The sequence below is a fragment of the Ramlibacter aquaticus genome (genome assembly GCF_015159745.1).
Lineage (GTDB): Bacteria > Pseudomonadota > Gammaproteobacteria > Burkholderiales > Burkholderiaceae_C > Ramlibacter > Ramlibacter aquaticus.
Genome location: NZ_JADDOJ010000016.1, coordinates 21,747 through 38,876, shown reverse-complemented (window position 1 = coordinate 38,876; position 17,130 = coordinate 21,747). Strand labels below are relative to the sequence as shown.

Sequence of the window (17,130 nt, the reverse complement as noted above, 5' to 3'; positions counted from 1 at the left end):
CCCCGGTCAGTGCATCGCCGGGTCGATCAGGTGGTCGAACCCCTCAGGCTCCTCGCGCTGGGCAATGGGCGCAAGGGAACCCAGGGTGGCCGTGGCAGATGGCGCGGGAGGATTAGAGGGGCGCGCTTCACTCGGCTCTGCAGCGCGCCTGCTCCTTTCCTCATGAGCCCAGCGAGCGAGATGGACCAGCTCCCGCGCGCGATAGCGGCGGTCGCAGGTCATGAACCACTCGTAGAACGAGCCCATGCCGGGGTCGATAGTCACGTGAGCCTTCTCAGGCTTGGCCGCACGCTCAGTGGACTTGCTCATGCCGGCTGCACCGCGCGGCTGGCGCTCGCCGCATAACGCTCGCCCGCCCAGCAGAAGCCCTTGACGTTGGAAAAGACCGGGTCGGTCTCGACCTTGACGATCTTCTTGACATGCGGGTGCTTGGCCATCAGCACCTCCGCAAAGACCCCAGCGCCGCCGCCCGTCATGAGGATCCGGGTGAAGCTGTCCAGGTAGCCAATCTTCGACTCCATCTGCGACAGGGACTCCTCCACCTTACGCTGCACGAACGGCCAGTAAGTTGCCGGGGTGTACGTAGTGCCCAAAACGTCGAAGGGGGCCCGCTGGCGGATGGCATGGTCGATGCGGTCGATGAGGTCAGCCTGCATGGTCCAGGCCGGATTCAACGCCTCCGCCACGGCGTTGCAATAAGCCAGGATGCTGATCTCGTTCGCGCTGGAGCGGTTCGTGTTCGGCTTGAAGCCATCCTGCGTCACCAGATAGTCGAGCGTGCCGCCGCCGACGTCGCAAACCAGGGAAGGGCCGGCAAGCTTGCCCCCCTCCTTTTCGGCGAAGTGCAGCAGAGCGCCGGCGGGCTGCATCAGGACGATCACATTTTCCACAGTGACGGTGATGGTCCCGTTGCCACGGTAGTTCGGGATTTCGTGCACACCCTTCAGGCGGGCTGCGAGCTCGTCACGATGCGTACGGTAGGTGGTCAGCGGCAGACCCACGACGAGCTGGTTCAGCCGGAAGTTGCCCACCGCACGCACGGTCTCAGCAATGTAGATCATCGCCCCGCGGGCAAGCGCGAGGTGCCGAGCAGTGCGGGCGTAGTTGCGCTCGACAGGCCGCGACTCGAAAGCATTCGAAAGCGCCTTTGCGTCCACCCCCACGAAGTACGCCAAACCGTCAATGGGCACGACGAACCCGTTGACGCGCTCCTTCGTCGCGATGTGATCGACCTCGCCCGAGCTGAGGACGGGCGCGAGGGAAGGGAAGACGCCACAGTGCACAGGCTTGTCCGGAGCGGGCCTGGTGGCGTACTTGGTCCCGAAGTAGCCCACGTCGATGGCGGCTACCGGGATGGTGGTGTGCGGTTCGGATTTCATGACTCTCCTAAAAACGCCGGAAGTTGGCGTGGGGGAAGTGTCCGGTCCGCGCACCTGCCACGTCCACCGTTTCGGGTCCGCGGGCGCGGAAGCGCCTCAAAAATCAACTTCGGCGCCCCACTCAGGCTCACACACATGAGCAGGGCGCGACTGCGCCCGAAAAATGCGCAAGAGCGCCCGCGCCTTGCCGCGCGACACGAGCGTTCGGGTCACCATTCGGCGGCGCAAGTCCTCCCCTCCGCCAGCGCTGACCACAAGTCGATTTCCCATAATTTTTCCGGCTACACGGTGGCCAGCGGCTGACGCTCGGCCTGATCCGGTCAGGATCCCGAGGCAAGCGCAACGGCTATGGTGGATCCCTGTCCCTTCGGGTCCAGGCTTCGCTCAAACTAAGACGAAGCAACGAGACTGGTCACGACGACAAGCATTGATGCGGGTTTCCGGGCGGTCGCGTACTACTTTGCTGAGAACTACTGGGTGTGTCCCAAATCGCTTGCGGAGGGTCTGGGGACTGGCTAAAGTCGCGTCACTTCCTTCGGGAGTAGCAGGCTCGACCTTGCAAATACCAGACGCAACCTGAGAGGGCTGCGCACCACAGACGGGAACACCGCTGCGGAAATCGAGGCCACTGGCCCCGCGTCGCTCCCTACGGGGAAAGACGAAAAACAACGTCTGTCACGCGATAGCTGGCAGCCAGGGTGATGCCCTGGAAGTTGGTAGCGGAAGAACACCGCCTGCCCACTAGCAATGCAATACCACCGTCCCCGAGGGGATGGGCCCATGGAGTCCCGACACCAATTCGTCCGGGCATCCACGGTCTGCTTCCCCCCCCTGGGGAGGCATCAGGCAAATCTTTCCCGTCCCGTATGCATCTGGGAGCTGTCGCTGATCGCGATAGCACCGGTCAGCCGCCTAACCGCGCCTGGTCGAGTTACCCAGCTCTTACGGCTTGCACATGAGTCTGTGCAGGTAGGGAAAGCAACACAGCCACGCCCCCTCTGGGGTTTGGCACTGGATGGTCCCCACAAGGACCCGCGTCGTGTTGGCGCGTAGCTCCTGGCCTCAGGCCGGGTTCTGTCCCTGGCGGGACGGAAGACCGTGGAGGAATTGCCCCTCTCCACGCGCACGGTATGCATTGCTCAACTCCTGGGGGCTGACAAACGACTCGATTGGTGTTCGCCGGCAGGCGAGATGAGGTGGGATTGGAAGCGCGTTCCTGTGGACGCTGGGCTGTGGTTCTTCCGCTTGGAGGGGTCAGAGCCGAGCGGTCCCGTCGGGGTCGCCGTGTTGTGTGTGTGTTTCTTCAACTGGAGGTTTGATATGGCTGATAAGGAATTGGAAGGTCGCCACGAGGCTCTTGCGGCCGTGCGCCGCGACGCCCTTCGAAGTGGCGTGATCCCTGTGATCAACTAGATGTCGGCTGCCGGGATCATCACTTTGCCCGGCACGATGACGGGCCAGGTACTCGCAGGGATGCCTCCCTTCGAGGCGGCAAAATACCAGGTCCTCGTGCTGTTCCTGCTGGCGGGGGCGACGGGGTTCGGTGCCGCGGCGGCGGTTCTTGCGGCAAGTTGGCGGGTGACTGACGCGCGTCATCGGCTCCGGCTGGACCACTTGTCCACGAACTCGCAGAGGTGACGGCTGGTCTTTACGTAGTCTGGTGAGGGACGCCGCTATTGCGTCCCTCAGCCGGAACCGCTAGCTGGCGATACTCGAACCGCATCCCCTTACTTCCCTCTCGAGTCTGCAAAGTGGCGTGGCCAGCCATCCGTTTGGCGATCGCGGCGACGATTGCCAAACCCAATCCCGTTCCAGGCTCCTGCACACCCGGAACACGGTAGAAAGGCTCGAACGCGCGGCGCAGGTGCTGGGGCGGGATTCCCGGCCCCTGGTCCTCCACGGTCAGGACGGCCGTGGTGCCGTCCGCGTACACCGACACCGTAACGGACGAACCGGGCGGTGAATACTTCAGCGCGTTCTCAAGGACGTTGCGCAGCAGCGTGGCGATGTCCACCCACGTGCCGGCGATGAACAGATCCATGTCGCACCGATCCATTCCGAGATCGATTTCCTTGGCCGCGGCCACGGTGACGCATTCCGCAATGACTTCGCGCGCGACCTCGCCGAGGCGTACGGGACGACGCTCACCCCATTCCGTTTCCGAGCGGGCCATCGAAAGTAGTTGCTCCAACAACTGCTGCATGCGCTGGATGCCCAGCCGGAGTTGGCCAAGGCGCGCACGCGCTTCATCACCAGCGAGGACCGTCTCCATGTTGGCGGCCTGCAGCTGCAACGCGGCCATCGGCGAACGCAACTCGTGGGCTGCGTTGCCGACAAAGCGCCGCTGGTGCTCCAACGTGTCTGTGAGCTCCTGAAGCAAGCGCCGGATCGAGTTCACGAAAGGTTCAAGCTCCAGCGGTACGTCAGCGTCGGGCAAGCGGGCCGCCGGGCCGATCGCGTTGGAGTCGACATGCTGCGCCAAGGAAGCTATAGGAGCGAGGGTGCGGCGCACGACCTCCCGAACCAGGAGAACCAGCAGGGGAATGAGCAGGAGCAGAGGAATGAGCGTGCGAATGGCACTGTGTTGCGCGATTTCATCGCGCACTTGGGTCTGCTGGGCGACAGCGACGCGAACTCCAGGCTGCAACGAGCTCACCAGGACGCGCCAGCCGCGGTCCTCCCACTGCACGCTGTGGATTCCGTTCTGCAGTCGATCCAACATGGCGGCCATGTCGGTCCGGGCGCTGCCGGACGCCCCAAGCGGCACGACCAGGACATCGTTTTCCGGTTCAGATCCTCGCAGTTGGGCGGCCTGGGTCGGCAATGCCATCTGGCCGCTGGAAATCAGCGACATGGTGTCGTCCAGTGTGCCGTCCAGGATCTCGTTGGCGTCGTGCAGTGCCCAGACGTAGGACAGAACACCCGCCAGCACACCTGTGAGCACGATCGCCGCGAAGAGCCCGAAAGACAGCCGCCACTGCAGCGAGCGATGAGGGCCGGCCCACTTCACGTGTCTGCATCCACCATGTAACCAACTCCGCGCACTGTGCGGATTGCGGTGGGGCCAAGCTTGCGACGAAGCCCGTACACGAGCACTTCGACCGTGTTGCTTTCGACCCCCTCGTTCCCACCGTAGATTCGCTCCTCGAGGTCCCCCTTCGACAGGATCGCGCCCGGTCGCCGCAGCAATGCCTCCATGAGTGCGAACTCGCGGCTGGACAGCCGCGAGCGGGCGCCGCGGAACTCAGCCTCATGCGATGCCGGGTCAATGGACAAGTCTCCGCAAACGAGGAGCGGCTCGCCGGTTCCGCCTCTGCGGCGGATCACCGCACGCATCCTCGCCAGCAGTTCCTTCAGCTCGAAAGGTTTGACGAGATAGTCGTCCGCACCGAGGTCGAGCACATCCACGCGCGTATCCACCTGGTGGCGCGCAGTGAGCACCATGATGGCCAAGGCCGCATCGTTGCGCCGAACGGTTCGCAGCACATCGACCCCGTCCATGCCAGAAAGCCCCAAGTCCAGCAAGAGCAAGTCATAGCGGTTGTCATGCAGTGCCAGCAGCCCACGCTCGCCGTCACGGACCCAGTCCACCGCATGGGCTGCATCTTCCAGCCCCTGGACAATGGCAGCGCCAATCATCGGATCATCTTCGACAAGCAGGACGCGCATGCGGCTGATCTCCTCAGGATGAAACCTTACCGCAACGCGCTGAAACCACGCTGAAGGCCCGGCGCTAGGACTTTGGAATGCGACACGCCAACAGCACCGGCATGCCGGGTACCAGCGAGCCGACTTGAGTGACCCCCGCTTGCCTGGCGCTCGCAATCAAGGCGTCGGGCGGCGCAGTTGTCACGTGATCCCGGAGCTTTCCGCTATCTCGTCGTTCGCTATACAGAGCGCCATACCAGATCGGCTCGGTCGGCACGCTAGGCACCACGAGCTGCACGTTGGAGCGCCATAGGCGCACCACGCCGCGCACGTCCTGCGTAGCCCCCGTGCGCACACGGGTGATGTCTGCTCGCCGGCCTTGGTCAAAGCGCGGCAGCACCGGCGCCGCGTCCGACGCGACGGATCCGGTTACTGTGAGCAGGATCGACTGAAAGTCCCATGGCGGCGGCGAAGTCCATCCGGCCGATGCGAGCGCTTGGGCCAGTTCGTCCGGAGGACATGCGATCTGCACGGAGAATGGTTCCTCCCCATCACCGGCCAGTTCCCGCCGTCGCTCGGGCAACTGGCGCCACCCGTTCTGCGTCCACGCAGAGGCAGTGAGAGCCCGGGTCTTTGGCGTCACAGCATAGAAGGCCAGGTCGGCCGAACCGCGGAAGTAATGCCACGACAGTGTGCCCGTTGCCAGCACAAGGAGCGCCACGCCAGCAAGCCCTTTTGGAGCAAGCGAGTCATGGACGCCGCGTTGTGTGTACACCATGGCCACAACGGCGACCCATGCGAGGCCCATGCTCGCTCCCCCCACCACGTCGGAAAGCCAGTGGGCCCCGAGATACAGGCGAGAAAATGAGACCAGGGTCACATAGAGCGCGGCGAGCAACGCTGCGCCAGTACGCCACGCAGATGGCTGACCGCGGGAAACCAGGAAGGCCAGGAATCCAAGAACCACCGCGCTGACCGAAGCATGGCCGCTCGGAAAGGAGAACTGCTCATTGCCGGTGTACAGAGTCAGCGGCCGCTGCCGCCCTAGCGTGTACTTCAGGACCTGCACCAGCAGTTCGCCGAAGGCGGCGCAGCCTACCCAGTACGCGGCCGTCCGCCAAGCTCGGCGCCAGCACAGCCAGGCGAGGACAAGCACGATGAGTGGCAGCAATACGCCAACGCTGCCAGCTTCCGTGAACACAATCATTGCCTGATCACCCACCTGCGTGCGTAGCTGCTGCAGGAATGCGAACACGCTCAGGTCCAGACGCACGAGCGAGTCGTGCGTCAGCAGGTCTTCCAGCACTGAGAAGAAGACCCACGCCGCGCCGAGCAAAACCACCATGGCGCCGAGCATCGCCGTCGATTCGGAACGCTCCGGATCCAGCAAGCGCCGCAGAACGCGTGACCAACGCGTATCGTGCACGGACATCGCTGCGACGGCGCGGCCCCGCAGCCCCATGGCCAAAGCGGCCAGGTTCCGCCGCAGCGCCGTGACCGCCCATGCCGAGAACCACAACACGACGACGAGCAGGACGAGTAGCAGAGCCAGCCGGCCGCTCACGGCTTCGGCGACGTGCAATGAATTGCCGAACAAGGCGCCAGGCAGGATGTGCGCTGGCGCCCAGAGCACAGCCGAAAACACGTTCGCAAAATAGAAGCGCCCACGCGACATCTTTGCAAAGCCCGCGAGAAGCGGAACGAATGCGCGGATCGCTCCAGTGAATCGGGCGATCAGGACGCTGGCTGCCCCACGGCGGTGAATCAACGCTTCAGCCTTGTCGAACCAGGCGCGATGGCGCAGAGTGATCGCAGGAAGGCGTCCTGTCCGCTGCGCCCTTCGGCCGAGCTCGTAGCTCACGCCATCGCCAGCGATTGCAGCGATCGCTGCCACTCCCAGGGTTGGCAGGATGCCCAGAGTGCCATTCCCGACGAGCACCCCGGCACAGAAAAGAACCAGCGCCGCGGGCACGAACGTTCCCACGACAGCGAGTGACTCGGCAAGGGCAACTACACCGACCACGGCAAGCGCCGCTGAAGGGTGGGCTTCAGCGATGGCAATTGCGTGGTTCCAACTGGCAGTCAAAATAGCTCCCTAATGCTCGATTTGGCTTTGAGACACACGTGATGATGCGCGAATTTCAACCCCGAAGGGCGCGCGCTGTCATCGGGGCCAAGTCCTACGCGGTCCTCAGTTTCGTCTCAGCTTGCCCGCCTACGATGCGCGTTTCGCACGTTCGCGATCCTTCGCGGCATCACTCTCAATAGGCTCGGAAAGTTTCGGGGAGAAAGGTGCGGGCGGCGCATCAGCGCCGCACTAAGATGGCGCGAACGCAGTATCCGGCTCGCCCCCCTCCACTTCATGAATCTTTCGGCACCTTTCGTGCGCCGGCCAGTCGCCACGACACTCTTCATGTTGGTGATCTTGATGGCGGGAGCGGCGGGCTACGCACTGATGCCGCTCGCAGCCTTGCCGCAGGTGGAGCTGCCAACCATACAGGTCTCGGCCGAACTCCCAGGGGCAAGTCCCGAGCTGATGGCCACGTCGATCGCCACGCCACTCGAGCGTCAGTTCACGCTGATCCAGGGACTTTCGGAAATGACTTCCAGCAGCGCCACGGGAGCCACGTCCATCACGCTACAGTTCGAGCCGGGGCGCAACATCGATGCTGCCGCCCAGGACGTGCAGGCGGCGATCGCGTCGGCCTCCTCCCTGCTACCGAAAACTCTCGCCAGTCCACCGACCTGGGAGAAGGCCAATCCGGCGGATTTCCAGATCATGTCGATCGCCGTCACCTCAGACGCCATGCCGCTGCACGAGCTGGACTTCTATGCGGACACCTATATTGCACAGCAGCTCTCGCGCCTTCCGGGCGTCGGCCTCATTGACCTGCATGGCGAGCAGAGGCCCGCCATCCGGGTCCAGATCGACGTCAACAAGCTGAACGCCGTCGGTTTGAGCCTGGAACAAGTCCGCGCGGCCTTGGGTACCGCTTCCGCCAACGCACCGAAGGGCACGCTGGATGGGCCGGAGCGGTCCACCACCCTGGACGCGTCGGACCAGTTGGTGAACGCATCGCAGTACGACAACGTCGTTCTCGCCTGGCGTAATGGCGCCGCCGTCCACGTGCACGACGTGGGCCGGGCTGTCGCCGGCCCACAGGACGTCCACCAGGCCGCCTGGATCGGAGACCACCGGGCGATCATCGTCGACATCCACAAGCAGCCCGGGCGCAACGTTGTGGAAACCGTGGACGCAATACGAAGGGCGCTGCCGGAGCTTCAGCGCACGCTACCGGGTTCGGTGAATCTGGAGATTGTCAACGACCGCACGCAGACCATCCGGGCGAGCCTCACCGATGTCCAGCGCACCCTGTTGTTCACGGTGTTGCTCGTGGTGCTGGTGGTGTTCGTGTTTCTCCACGGATTTTGGTCCACGCTGATCCCCGCGCTGTCAATTCCGCTGTCCATCGCTGGCACGCTTGCGGTGCTCGCTCCCCTTGGCTACACCATCGACAACCTTTCGCTCATGGGCATGACTATTGCGGTCGGCTTCGTGGTCGACGATGCCATCGTGGTCATCGAGAACATCATCCGGCACGTGGAGCAAGGGCAACCTCCCCTCGAAGCCGCGCTGGCGGGCGCCGGAGAAGTCGCCTTCACGGTGGTGTCGATGACCGTCTCCCTGATTGCCGCACTCATCCCGCTGCTGTTCATGGGCGACGTGGTCGGCCGCATGTTCCGCGAATTCTCGGTGACGCTGTGCGTGGCCTTGCTCGTTTCCGCCGTGGTGTCCCTGACGATCACGCCGATGCTGTGTCGCGTCCTGCTCGGGCTGGAGCTGGGACGTCGCCCGGGCATGCTGACCTCGCTGCTGGAATCCGGCTATGCGCGCTTGGCCGGCGCCTATGCCCGCGCCCTTGACCGGGTGCTTCGCCACTCGGCTCTCACCCTCGCGGTCACGCTGTGCGTCCTTGCGGCGACGGTTGCCCTGTACGTGGTCATCCCCAAAGGCTTCTTCCCGCAGCAGGACACCGGTCAGATCGTGGGCACAACCGAGGCGCGCACGGACATCTCGTCGCCCGCCATGGCGCGCAGCCAGCTCGAGGTGGTGCGCCGCGTGGTTGCGGACCCGGACGTGGCCAATGTGTACAGCTGGATCAATCCGTCGCCGCTGAACCAGGGGCGGCTTGTCATCAACCTGAAGCCCTTCTCCGACCGCAGCAGCTCTGCCACGGCAATCATGAGCCGCTTGCGCGACAACGTCGCAGACCTGACCGGGGTCGAGGTGCATTTCCGCACCAGGCAGGAACTGCAGGTGGGAGGCCGAAGCAGCGCGACGCAGTTCCAGTACACGCTGGAGGACACGAACCTGGCGGAGCTCTCCACCTGGACACCGCGGCTGGTGAACCTGCTGAAAGGGCTTCCCCAGCTGAGTGACGTGGCCAGCGATCTGCAGGCTGGCGTGCAGCATGCGGCGCTGGTCATCGACCGCGAGCGCGCAGCCACCTACGGGATCACGCCACAAGTCCTTGACGACACGCTGTATGACGCGTTCGGTCAGCGCATCGTCGGGACCATCTTCACGCAGACCGACCAGTACCGCATCGTCCTGGAGGTCTTGCCGGACCAGAAGACGGATCGAGCAGCTTTGGAACAGGTGCGTGTCCCCTCGGCGAGCGGTGCGCTGGTCCCTCTCAGCTCCTTCACTCGCCTGGAGAGCGCATGGGCGCCCATCGAGGTGAACCACCAGGGTCAGTTCCCGGCAGCAACGCTGTCCTTCAACCTGGTGCCAGGCGTGGCCCTGGGTGATGCGGTGTCCGCCGTTCGCAAGGCGCTGAGCACAGCGGGGCTGCCGCAGACCCTGCACGGCAGTTTCCAGGGCAACGCGAAGGCCTTCGTCGCGTCCAGCAGCAGCGAGCCCTGGCTGGTCGCCGCAGCAATCTTCGCGGTCTACATCGTCCTCGGGATCCTGTACGAAAGCTTCGCCCACCCGGTGACGATCCTCAGCACGCTGCCATCGGCGGGTCTCGGAGCCCTCCTGGCGCTGCTGATCACGCGTCAGGACCTCAGTGTCATTTCCCTCATCGGCGTCATCCTCCTGATCGGCATCGTGAAGAAGAACGCCATCATGATGGTCGACGTCGCACAGGACCTTCGGCGTCGCGAAGGCGCCACTGCGCGCGACGCCATCCGTCGCGCATGCGTGTTGCGTTTCCGTCCCATCATGATGACGACCGGCGCCGCACTTCTCGGGGCGCTGCCGCTGGCGCTCAGTACCGGTGCGGGAGCGGAACTGCGTTCGCCGGTGGGCGTCACGCTGGTCGGGGGACTTCTGGTGTCCCAGGTTCTCACCCTCTTCACGACGCCGGTGATCTACCTCTACGTGGACCGGTTCGCGCGCGCCGGGCTGTCCCGCGTGCAGAGGACCTTCGCCGCGGGGAACTCACGCGGGGCCTGAAGCGTCGTCGGGCATTCATCCGCGTCTTGGTCCTACGCGGCTCTCAGGCTGGTTTCAGGTGGCGCGGGTACCTTCTGTCCACAGAATGAGCCATTCCAGCGAAGCAAACATGAACAATACGCTTGACCCCACGCGCAGCGACCGCAGCTCCGCGCTCCGCACAGCCGTGAGCAAAGTGCCGGAAATCACCCTCGGCTTCTGGATCATCAAGATCGCGGCGACCACCCTCGGTGAGACGGGGGGCGACTGGGTGACCATGTCGCTCAACCTCGGGTACGTCATCGGCACGCTGATTTTCGCGGTTGTGTTCATCGCGCTGGTGGCGGCGCAGGTGAGAGCCGGACGTTTCCACCCCTACCTGTACTGGGCGACGATCGTCGGCACCACGACTCTGGGGACGACGATCGCGGACTTCGCGGACCGTTCCGTCGGCTTGGGCTACCCGGGAGGCGTGGCGCTCGTAGCGACGCTGCTCCTGGTCAGCCTCGGGACCTGGTACAAGGCCGAAGGCACCGTTTCCTTCCGCAGTATCGTCAAGCCAAGGGTGGAGTGGTTTTACTGGTGCACCATCCTTTTCTCGCAAACGTTGGGCACGGCGCTGGGCGACTGGCTTGCAGGCTCCGACCGCGGTGGGATGGGGCTCGGCTACGAGACAGGGGCACTCGTGTTTGCAGCAGGGCTGGCGATCGTCGCCGCTCTCTACTTCTGGACCAAAGTGTCGCGCACCGCACTCTTCTGGGCTGCGTTCATCCTCACCCGGCCTCTGGGCGCGACGCTGGGAGACTTCCTTGACAAGCCGCTTGCCCAAGGCGGCTTGAACCTGAGCCGACTGTACGCGTCGATTGCCCTCGTGGCGTTCGTGCTGGTGTGCGTGCGCCTCATCCCGCAGCGGCCAGCGGCGCCCGGTGCAGCGGCTTAGCGCACACGCATCCGCTGCCTTCGTGGCGATGAAGCGCTGCAGACTGCCAGTAACCCTGTGTGCACTATGCGTGGTGACAGCGGCGCACGCCGGGCCGCCCTTCCTCACGGACGACCCCGAGCCCGTCGAACTTCACCACACCGAGATCAACCTGGCGCTCCAGGCGACCCGTGCCGCCACGAGGTCGTCTGGATCAGTTGGGGCTGACGTCAACTACGGGTGTGCGAAGGAAACGCAGTGTCACTTCGCCGTGCCCGGCGCGTTCAGTCGTGCGCCCGGTGCCGGCCTGCAGGCAGGGCTCGGCGACATCGAACTCGGCGTGAAGTACCGGTTCATCAACGATGAGGACAGCGGCTTCATGGCTGCGGTCTACCCGACGCTGTACTTTCCCACCGGTAACGCGTCACGTGGCCTCGGCAATGGGCACGCGCAACTCCTGCTGCCAATCTGGGTCCAGAAGACATCCGGCCCCTGGATATGGGACGCAGGCGCTGCCCGCCTGTCGAATCCGGCGGCTGGCGCCCGCAACAGCTGGTTCTTCGGGCTGCTGGGAAGCCGGTCCTTCGGCGAAGGGTTGCGGATCGGGGCCGAACTGGTCCACCGCACGCCCCAGGCTGACGGCGAGCCCACAACGACCGGGTTCAATGTCGGTGCCATCGTGAGGCTGGCCCGCAGCAGGAATCTGCTTGTCTCGGTGGGAAGGGGCCTGCAGGGGGTCAGCGCAAACCGAGGATCCGTGTACATCGCGTACCAAGTCGAACTTTGAACTAGCGAACGAGGTTCCCCAGATCGATTTCAGGACGGGAGTCCATGATCCGACTTCACACCGCGATGTGGCGGTCACGTGGACCGTCGGAGTGCAGTCCGATACGAACGTCGTGACGAGGATCGAGGGCGAGGGCGGACGGGGAAGATCGTAGGCGAAAGGAGAGAGTGCTTCGCGGCTGGCTGCTGAAGCCAATTTTTAACCCAACGGCAGGCACCGCGACCTCCTCAATGATGGACAACCTGAAACTGTTCGCGCTCATCAACGCCTCGTCCAACACGCCGCACTGGCAGCTTGCCATCGCCGTTTGGATCGCACAGTGGCTGATCTGGTGCGTGCCGCTTGCCATGGCTGCAGCATGGGTTCGCGGGGACGACGAAGACCGCTCCAACCTGCTTGAAATGCTTGTAGCCGCACTGTTCGCGCTTGGGCTCGCCCAGGTGGTGACACATGCATGGCCTCAGCCGCGTCCGTTCATGCTTCACCTTGGTCGACAGCTCCTGGCCCATGACGCGGACCCCGGGCTCCCGAGCGATCACGTCACCGTGTTCTGGTCGATCGCTGCCGCCGCCTTGGCCGGCACGCGCTTCAGGCCGTGGGGGCTTGTTCTGTTTTCCTTGGGGCTTCTGGTCGGATGGAGTCGGGTCTTCTTGGGCATCCATTTTCCGCTCGACGTGCTGGCTGCCCTTCCCGCCTCTGCCGCCGGTGCCATGCTCGCCCGCGCACTGCGTGCCCAGCTTTGGCCCGTGTACGCCCTGGCGTCGCGAACATGGGACAGAGCCGCACACCCCTTCACGCGTCGATAGGCACCACCGCGTGTCGTCCGTGATCTCCAGTGGATGTCGCTGGCGCGCATGGAACAACATCAGGGCGATGTATGCATGCCGAGGTTCATCGGCATCTTGACAACGGTCTCCGGACTGGAAGTGCCGTTGACCCGATATTGATAGTCATGTCCGCGCTATTCCACTGCTGCGCCCCAGGGAATCGGCATCCTCAGATGCATCTCAGGATGGACGTCCATGATTTGCCTGCACGCGCTGTCATGGGGACGGCGTACAACTGATGGAGTTTTCATGATGTTCAAACGCACCGCTTCCTCTTTGCTGGCTCTGACCGGCGCTCTTTGTCTCACCCACGCGTTCGCCGCGGAGCCCACACAAGCCGAATTGCAGGCTCAGGCCAAGGTCTCGCAGGAGCAGGCCACCCAGACAGCGCTTTCCCGCGTTCCGGACGCCAAGGTCGAAAGCTCCGAACTCGAACGTGAGCACGGCAAGCTGATCTGGTCCTTCGACCTGGCACGCAACGGCAAGCCCGGTGTCACCGAAATCCAGGTCGACGCGATCACCGGCAAGATCGTGTCAATGAAGAAGGAAAGTGCGGCGCACGAAGCTGCCGAGACGCGCAAGGAAGCCCAAGAGAAGAAATGATGGTGGCGACGCGCATTGGCGCCGCGCCGGCCCTTTGGAACAAGGTGCCGGCGATCACCCTCACGTTCTGGGTGATCAAGGTACTTTCCACGACGGTCGGCGAAACGGGAGCCGACTACCTCGCGGTGCACGTCGGCCTGGGCGCGGCGCTCACAACGGGACTGATGTCCACACTGCTGGTCGCCGCTTTGGTGCTGCAGCTCAGTCGCAGGCGGTACGTGCCATGGATCTACTGGCTCACCGTGGTGCTCCTGAGTGTCGTGGGCACCCAGATCACCGACATCCTGACCGACACCCTGAACGTAAGCCTCTATGTGAGCACCGCAGTTTTCGCGGTGCTGCTTGCGGCCTGGTTCTGGGTTTGGCACCGCGCGGAAGGAACCCTGTCGATCAACGCCATCGACACGCGCTCTCGCGAGTTGTTCTACTGGGGTGCCGTCCTCGTGACGTTCGCACTCGGCACGGCGGCGGGCGATCTCGCGACGGAAGCTTTAGGCCTGGGCTTCCGGCTCGGAGTGCTGGGTTTTGGTTTGCTCATCGTGGCTATCGCAGCGGCACAGCGCGCCGGGCTGAATGCCGTGCTGGCGTTCTGGCTCGCCTACATCCTCACGCGCCCGCTCGGCGCGTCGCTCGGCGACCTGCTCGCACAGGCTCGCGAATATGGTGGCATTGGACTCGGCACCGTCGTGACAAGCGCCCTGTTCCTGGCGGTGATCGCCGCACTGGTCTTGTTCATCAGCCTCAGACCCGCCGTTCCGCTTCGTGAACAGCGGCCATGAATATCCTTCAGAAAGCGACCCCAAAATGAAAACGATCCGCCCCCCTGTGATTGCACTTGCCCTTTTCGCCGCCCTGCTGGTCGCAGGCCAGTTGGTGCCCACCGCATCCCTCATTCGCCAAGCGCACGCGGAGCAACGCAGCCCCTCGAAACTCGGCGATCTCACCAGGTTCCGGCAGATTGCGCAGGATACGGCCAACCTCGTCGACAAGGGCGACCTCGCAGGCGCCAAGGCCAGGATCAAAGACCTGGAGGGTGCCTGGGACGAAGCCGAGGCCGGACTGAAACCACGTGCCGCGAGCGACTGGCACGTCCTGGACAAGGCAATTGACCGGGCACTGGACGCTCTGCGCGCAGGCCACCCTGATGTGACCGCATGCAGGCGCGCCATGGTGGACCTCCTCGCGGCGTTCGACACCGCAGCTGAGAAGCGGTAGTGCCCGAGCGCCTCGCTGCGTTCAAAGCGCCCACGTACGCGATCATGACGTTCGCCGCATCTCTGTCTGTCGCCAGCTTCTCCGTGATCTAGATGGCGGCGGTGGCCACCGCGACGGCAGATCGACACTCTGCCGGGGTCGCCTTAGTTTCCTTTGAGTGCAGGTAACCCCTTCTTCAGCATCAGCTCCGACAGGCCGGCCACAAGTAGCTTCTGCAAAGAAGTTTGTTCCCGATGGGCGAATTCACTCGCCCGGTACCAATCCTCGTGACCGAGTCGAACAGCGACTCCCACGCGCTTACCCTTGCCACGCGTAACCGGCAGCGGCGCTCCAGGCGGGTTGTCGCGCGCCTCAGCAAACTGCTGCAAACCGACTTTTAACTTCGACATGATCCAGCTCCTTGATCTTCTGTTGCAGCCATTCCCACACGGCGCGAATCTCGTTGGCGGCTTTGAGGTGGTCTAGCCGGCGAACCTCGGTCACGGCCGACGATTCGATCAAGGCACGTGCGAATGCTCGGCGGTCGTGAATGACCGAAGGTACGGTGGGCCCGAAGCCATCCAGGATCTTCAAAGCTTGTGCTGCTTCGGCGGATCGCACGGGGACACGGCTAAGAACGAAAGAAAACGGCTTGCCAGCTGCCTTAACCATCGTCATGGCCCTTTGTGTAGCCGCCAGATCAGGCATCGTGGGCTGAACCGGGATGACGATGTGGTCGACGGCCGCGAGTAGGCGCGCAGTGCCGGCCACGGAATGTGGAGGACAGTCAACGATCGCGACGGCTTGTCTGTCAACGGCGATCCGCCGAAGCGCATCCTCGATCCCAGATGGATCAGACGCCAGAACCTGAGGTTGAGGAAGGGCCCGATTGGCTGCCCACATCATCACTGTCCTCTGCGGGTCGGCGTCGATCAGGACAGTCCGACGCATTTCACCGGCGGCGACCGCCAAATGAATGGACACCGTGGACTTTCCCGAACCCCCTTTCGAGCTGTAAATCGCGAGCGCTGTCATGTCATCTTGGTACGGTGGTGGCTTGTCATCATGCTATCGAGCTCACAAATTCAATGCCGTCGCGGGCTCAATTCAGACTGGAAAAGATGAGCCTCAGAGGCCGTCCTAACGCGGCTCAAACAAAGCCGATTCGACGGTTTTGCCTCGTTGCATGCAACGCGGGCGCCTTGTTCCAGTGCAGCATGGACAGCCGTGGCGTCGGCCTTCGCGTAGAACCCGAAAACGTTGCTCAGGATCGGATCTATAACCACCTCGACCGTGCAGGAAATTGTGGGAAATCGCTCAAGGAGGCGCTGCGCATAGAAGCGCGCGCCGCCACCGGTCACAAGCACCCGGTCGCAGTCCCGAAAGTGCTGCACCTTGTGCGCCACTCCGTCCAGCCCGTGGTCGATCACACGCCTCATAGAGGGCCAGTACTCCTGGCAGCTGACAGTGCCGATCTGCGCCATCTTGAAGGGTTCGCGACGGGCGATGGTCCAGTCGAGCCGGTGCATCACGCAGGGATTGAGCAACCAGCTGTTCACCGCGGTGTCGCCAAAACTCCTCGCGAGAGACCGAGCGCACTGCGCCATGCCATGCGGGGCGCTGCCGCTGCGTTGCCAGTCGACATACCAGCTGCCCCGCATGGCGAGGAAGTTCAGAGCACCGCTGCCAGCGTCGAGAACCAGGATGTTCGACGCGTTGATTTCATCAATCAGCTCACGCTGCTCATCTTCCATCATGAGGCCGGAAACATTTGCGATGTGGCGGGCGAGGGCGCCCAAGGGCTGCGGCAGCACCGAAACCTGCTCAATATGGATACGGACCGTTCCATCATCCAGCGGGACGTCGAACACCCCCGTCCACGTTCGGGCCATCTGCTCGCACTGTGTCCGAAACGTCGCGACGGGCAGCCCCAGAGCAAGACAGGCAACCTGCAGGTTGTCCCCGGCCTTGGCACCGCCGCCACGCGCCACCGAGGAAAGCGCACCGACCATAAGAGCCCGGTACTGGGAGCTGTTCAAGTAATCGCCTTGCGCAGGCTTAGAGAAGGTGCCGCCCAAACAGCGTTGGGCATCTTGTCCGACGAAGAAGCGCCGACGATCGACTTCAACCGTGAGGCCCTGCAGGCCCCTGACGCTTTCAGGGCCACGCGTAAGCAGCGCCGCAGTCGCGGGGAAGACGGTAGTGCCGGGCCCTGCGGCCGTCGGATAGGCGACTTTGACGATGTTGTAGCCGAGGTCGATTGCGGCGGCGTTAATACGATGGTTCATAGGCCCTTTATTGATGTGAGGGTGTGCGCTGTCCAAGGTAGGCAA

The 17,130-nt window shown here is 63.7% G+C and carries 16 protein-coding genes; 8 read left to right on the top strand and 8 right to left on the bottom strand.

Going from position 1 to position 17,130, the window contains the following annotated elements; genetic code table 11:
- Nucleotides 1-6 precede the first annotated feature (6 nt).
- Complete coding sequence (locus IM725_RS06055) at nucleotides 7-309, bottom strand: hypothetical protein (protein WP_193779672.1); 303 nt, start codon at nucleotides 307-309, stop codon at nucleotides 7-9.
- A complete protein-coding gene (locus tag IM725_RS06050) occupies nucleotides 306-1,379 on the bottom strand; it encodes a ParM/StbA family protein (protein ID WP_193779671.1) in 1,074 nt (357 codons plus the stop codon). Before IM725_RS06050 ends, IM725_RS06055 begins: the two co-directional genes overlap by 4 nt.
- Nucleotides 1,380-2,792: 1,413 nt before the next feature.
- Between IM725_RS06050 and IM725_RS20325 the strand changes: the two genes are divergently transcribed.
- On the top strand, nucleotides 2,793-3,017 hold the full coding sequence (locus IM725_RS20325; protein WP_227753612.1) for an ABC transporter permease: 225 nt from the start codon (nucleotides 2,793-2,795) through the stop codon (nucleotides 3,015-3,017).
- A gap of 10 nt (nucleotides 3,018-3,027) precedes the next feature.
- On the opposite strand, the gene IM725_RS06040 is transcribed toward IM725_RS20325, so the two are convergent.
- The 3 genes from IM725_RS06040 to IM725_RS06030 all read right to left on the bottom strand — a co-directional run bounded on the left by IM725_RS06040 (nucleotide 3,028) and on the right by IM725_RS06030 (nucleotide 7,011).
- Complete coding sequence (locus IM725_RS06040) at nucleotides 3,028-4,389, bottom strand: sensor histidine kinase (protein WP_193779670.1); 1,362 nt, start codon at nucleotides 4,387-4,389, stop codon at nucleotides 3,028-3,030.
- Nucleotides 4,386-5,048 (bottom strand): response regulator transcription factor, encoded by a 663-nt coding sequence (locus tag IM725_RS06035; protein ID WP_193779669.1) that lies wholly within the window; start codon nucleotides 5,046-5,048, stop codon nucleotides 4,386-4,388. The genes IM725_RS06040 and IM725_RS06035 overlap by 4 nt, the downstream gene beginning before the upstream one ends.
- A 64-nt stretch (nucleotides 5,049-5,112) precedes the next feature.
- Complete coding sequence (locus tag IM725_RS06030; protein WP_193779668.1) at nucleotides 5,113-7,011, bottom strand: bifunctional DedA family/phosphatase PAP2 family protein; 1,899 nt, start codon at nucleotides 7,009-7,011, stop codon at nucleotides 5,113-5,115.
- Nucleotides 7,012-7,389: 378 nt separating this feature from the next.
- Between IM725_RS06030 and IM725_RS06025 the strand changes: the two genes are divergently transcribed.
- The 7 genes from IM725_RS06025 (at nucleotide 7,390) to IM725_RS05995 (ending at nucleotide 14,818) form a co-directional block, all read left to right on the top strand.
- Nucleotides 7,390-10,488, top strand: coding sequence for an efflux RND transporter permease subunit (locus IM725_RS06025; RefSeq protein WP_193779667.1), 3,099 nt, complete (start codon nucleotides 7,390-7,392; stop codon nucleotides 10,486-10,488).
- Between the two features lie 109 nt (nucleotides 10,489-10,597).
- The gene (locus IM725_RS06020) at nucleotides 10,598-11,407 is read left to right on the top strand and encodes a COG4705 family protein (RefSeq protein ID WP_193779691.1); all 810 of its coding nucleotides are present in this window, start codon (nucleotides 10,598-10,600) and stop codon (nucleotides 11,405-11,407) included.
- Between the two features lie 73 nt (nucleotides 11,408-11,480).
- On the top strand, nucleotides 11,481-12,173 hold the full coding sequence (locus tag IM725_RS06015) for a hypothetical protein (RefSeq protein ID WP_193779666.1): 693 nt from the start codon (nucleotides 11,481-11,483) through the stop codon (nucleotides 12,171-12,173).
- Between the two features lie 167 nt (nucleotides 12,174-12,340).
- Entirely contained in the window at nucleotides 12,341-12,979 is a 639-nt protein-coding gene (locus tag IM725_RS20700; protein WP_193779665.1) for an undecaprenyl-diphosphatase, read from the top strand.
- 270 nt (nucleotides 12,980-13,249) lie between these two features.
- Entirely contained in the window at nucleotides 13,250-13,603 is a 354-nt protein-coding gene (locus tag IM725_RS06005) for a PepSY domain-containing protein (protein WP_193779664.1), read from the top strand.
- Nucleotides 13,600-14,382 carry a COG4705 family protein gene (locus IM725_RS06000; protein WP_407692503.1) on the top strand — a complete coding sequence of 261 codons (783 nt, stop codon included), beginning with the start codon at nucleotides 13,600-13,602 and terminating at the stop codon, nucleotides 14,380-14,382. The genes IM725_RS06005 and IM725_RS06000 overlap by 4 nt, the downstream gene beginning before the upstream one ends.
- Before the next feature lie 25 nt (nucleotides 14,383-14,407).
- Nucleotides 14,408-14,818, top strand: a complete 411-nt coding sequence (locus IM725_RS05995; protein WP_193779663.1) for a hypothetical protein — start codon at nucleotides 14,408-14,410, stop codon at nucleotides 14,816-14,818.
- Between the two features lie 143 nt (nucleotides 14,819-14,961).
- On the opposite strand, the gene IM725_RS05990 is transcribed toward IM725_RS05995, so the two are convergent.
- Genes IM725_RS05990 through IM725_RS05980 form a run of 3 tightly spaced genes read right to left on the bottom strand, consistent with a single transcriptional unit; the run spans nucleotide 14,962 to nucleotide 17,085 of the window.
- Nucleotides 14,962-15,207: a hypothetical protein gene (locus IM725_RS05990; protein ID WP_193779662.1), complete on the bottom strand. Its 246-nt coding sequence runs from the start codon at nucleotides 15,205-15,207 to the stop codon at nucleotides 14,962-14,964.
- Nucleotides 15,170-15,832, bottom strand: a complete 663-nt coding sequence (locus IM725_RS05985; protein WP_193779661.1) for a ParA family protein — start codon at nucleotides 15,830-15,832, stop codon at nucleotides 15,170-15,172. The genes IM725_RS05990 and IM725_RS05985 overlap by 38 nt, the downstream gene beginning before the upstream one ends.
- Nucleotides 15,833-15,882: 50 nt before the next feature.
- Entirely contained in the window at nucleotides 15,883-17,085 is a 1,203-nt protein-coding gene (locus IM725_RS05980; protein WP_193779660.1) for a ParM/StbA family protein, read from the bottom strand.
- Between the last annotated feature and the right edge of the window lie 45 nt (nucleotides 17,086-17,130).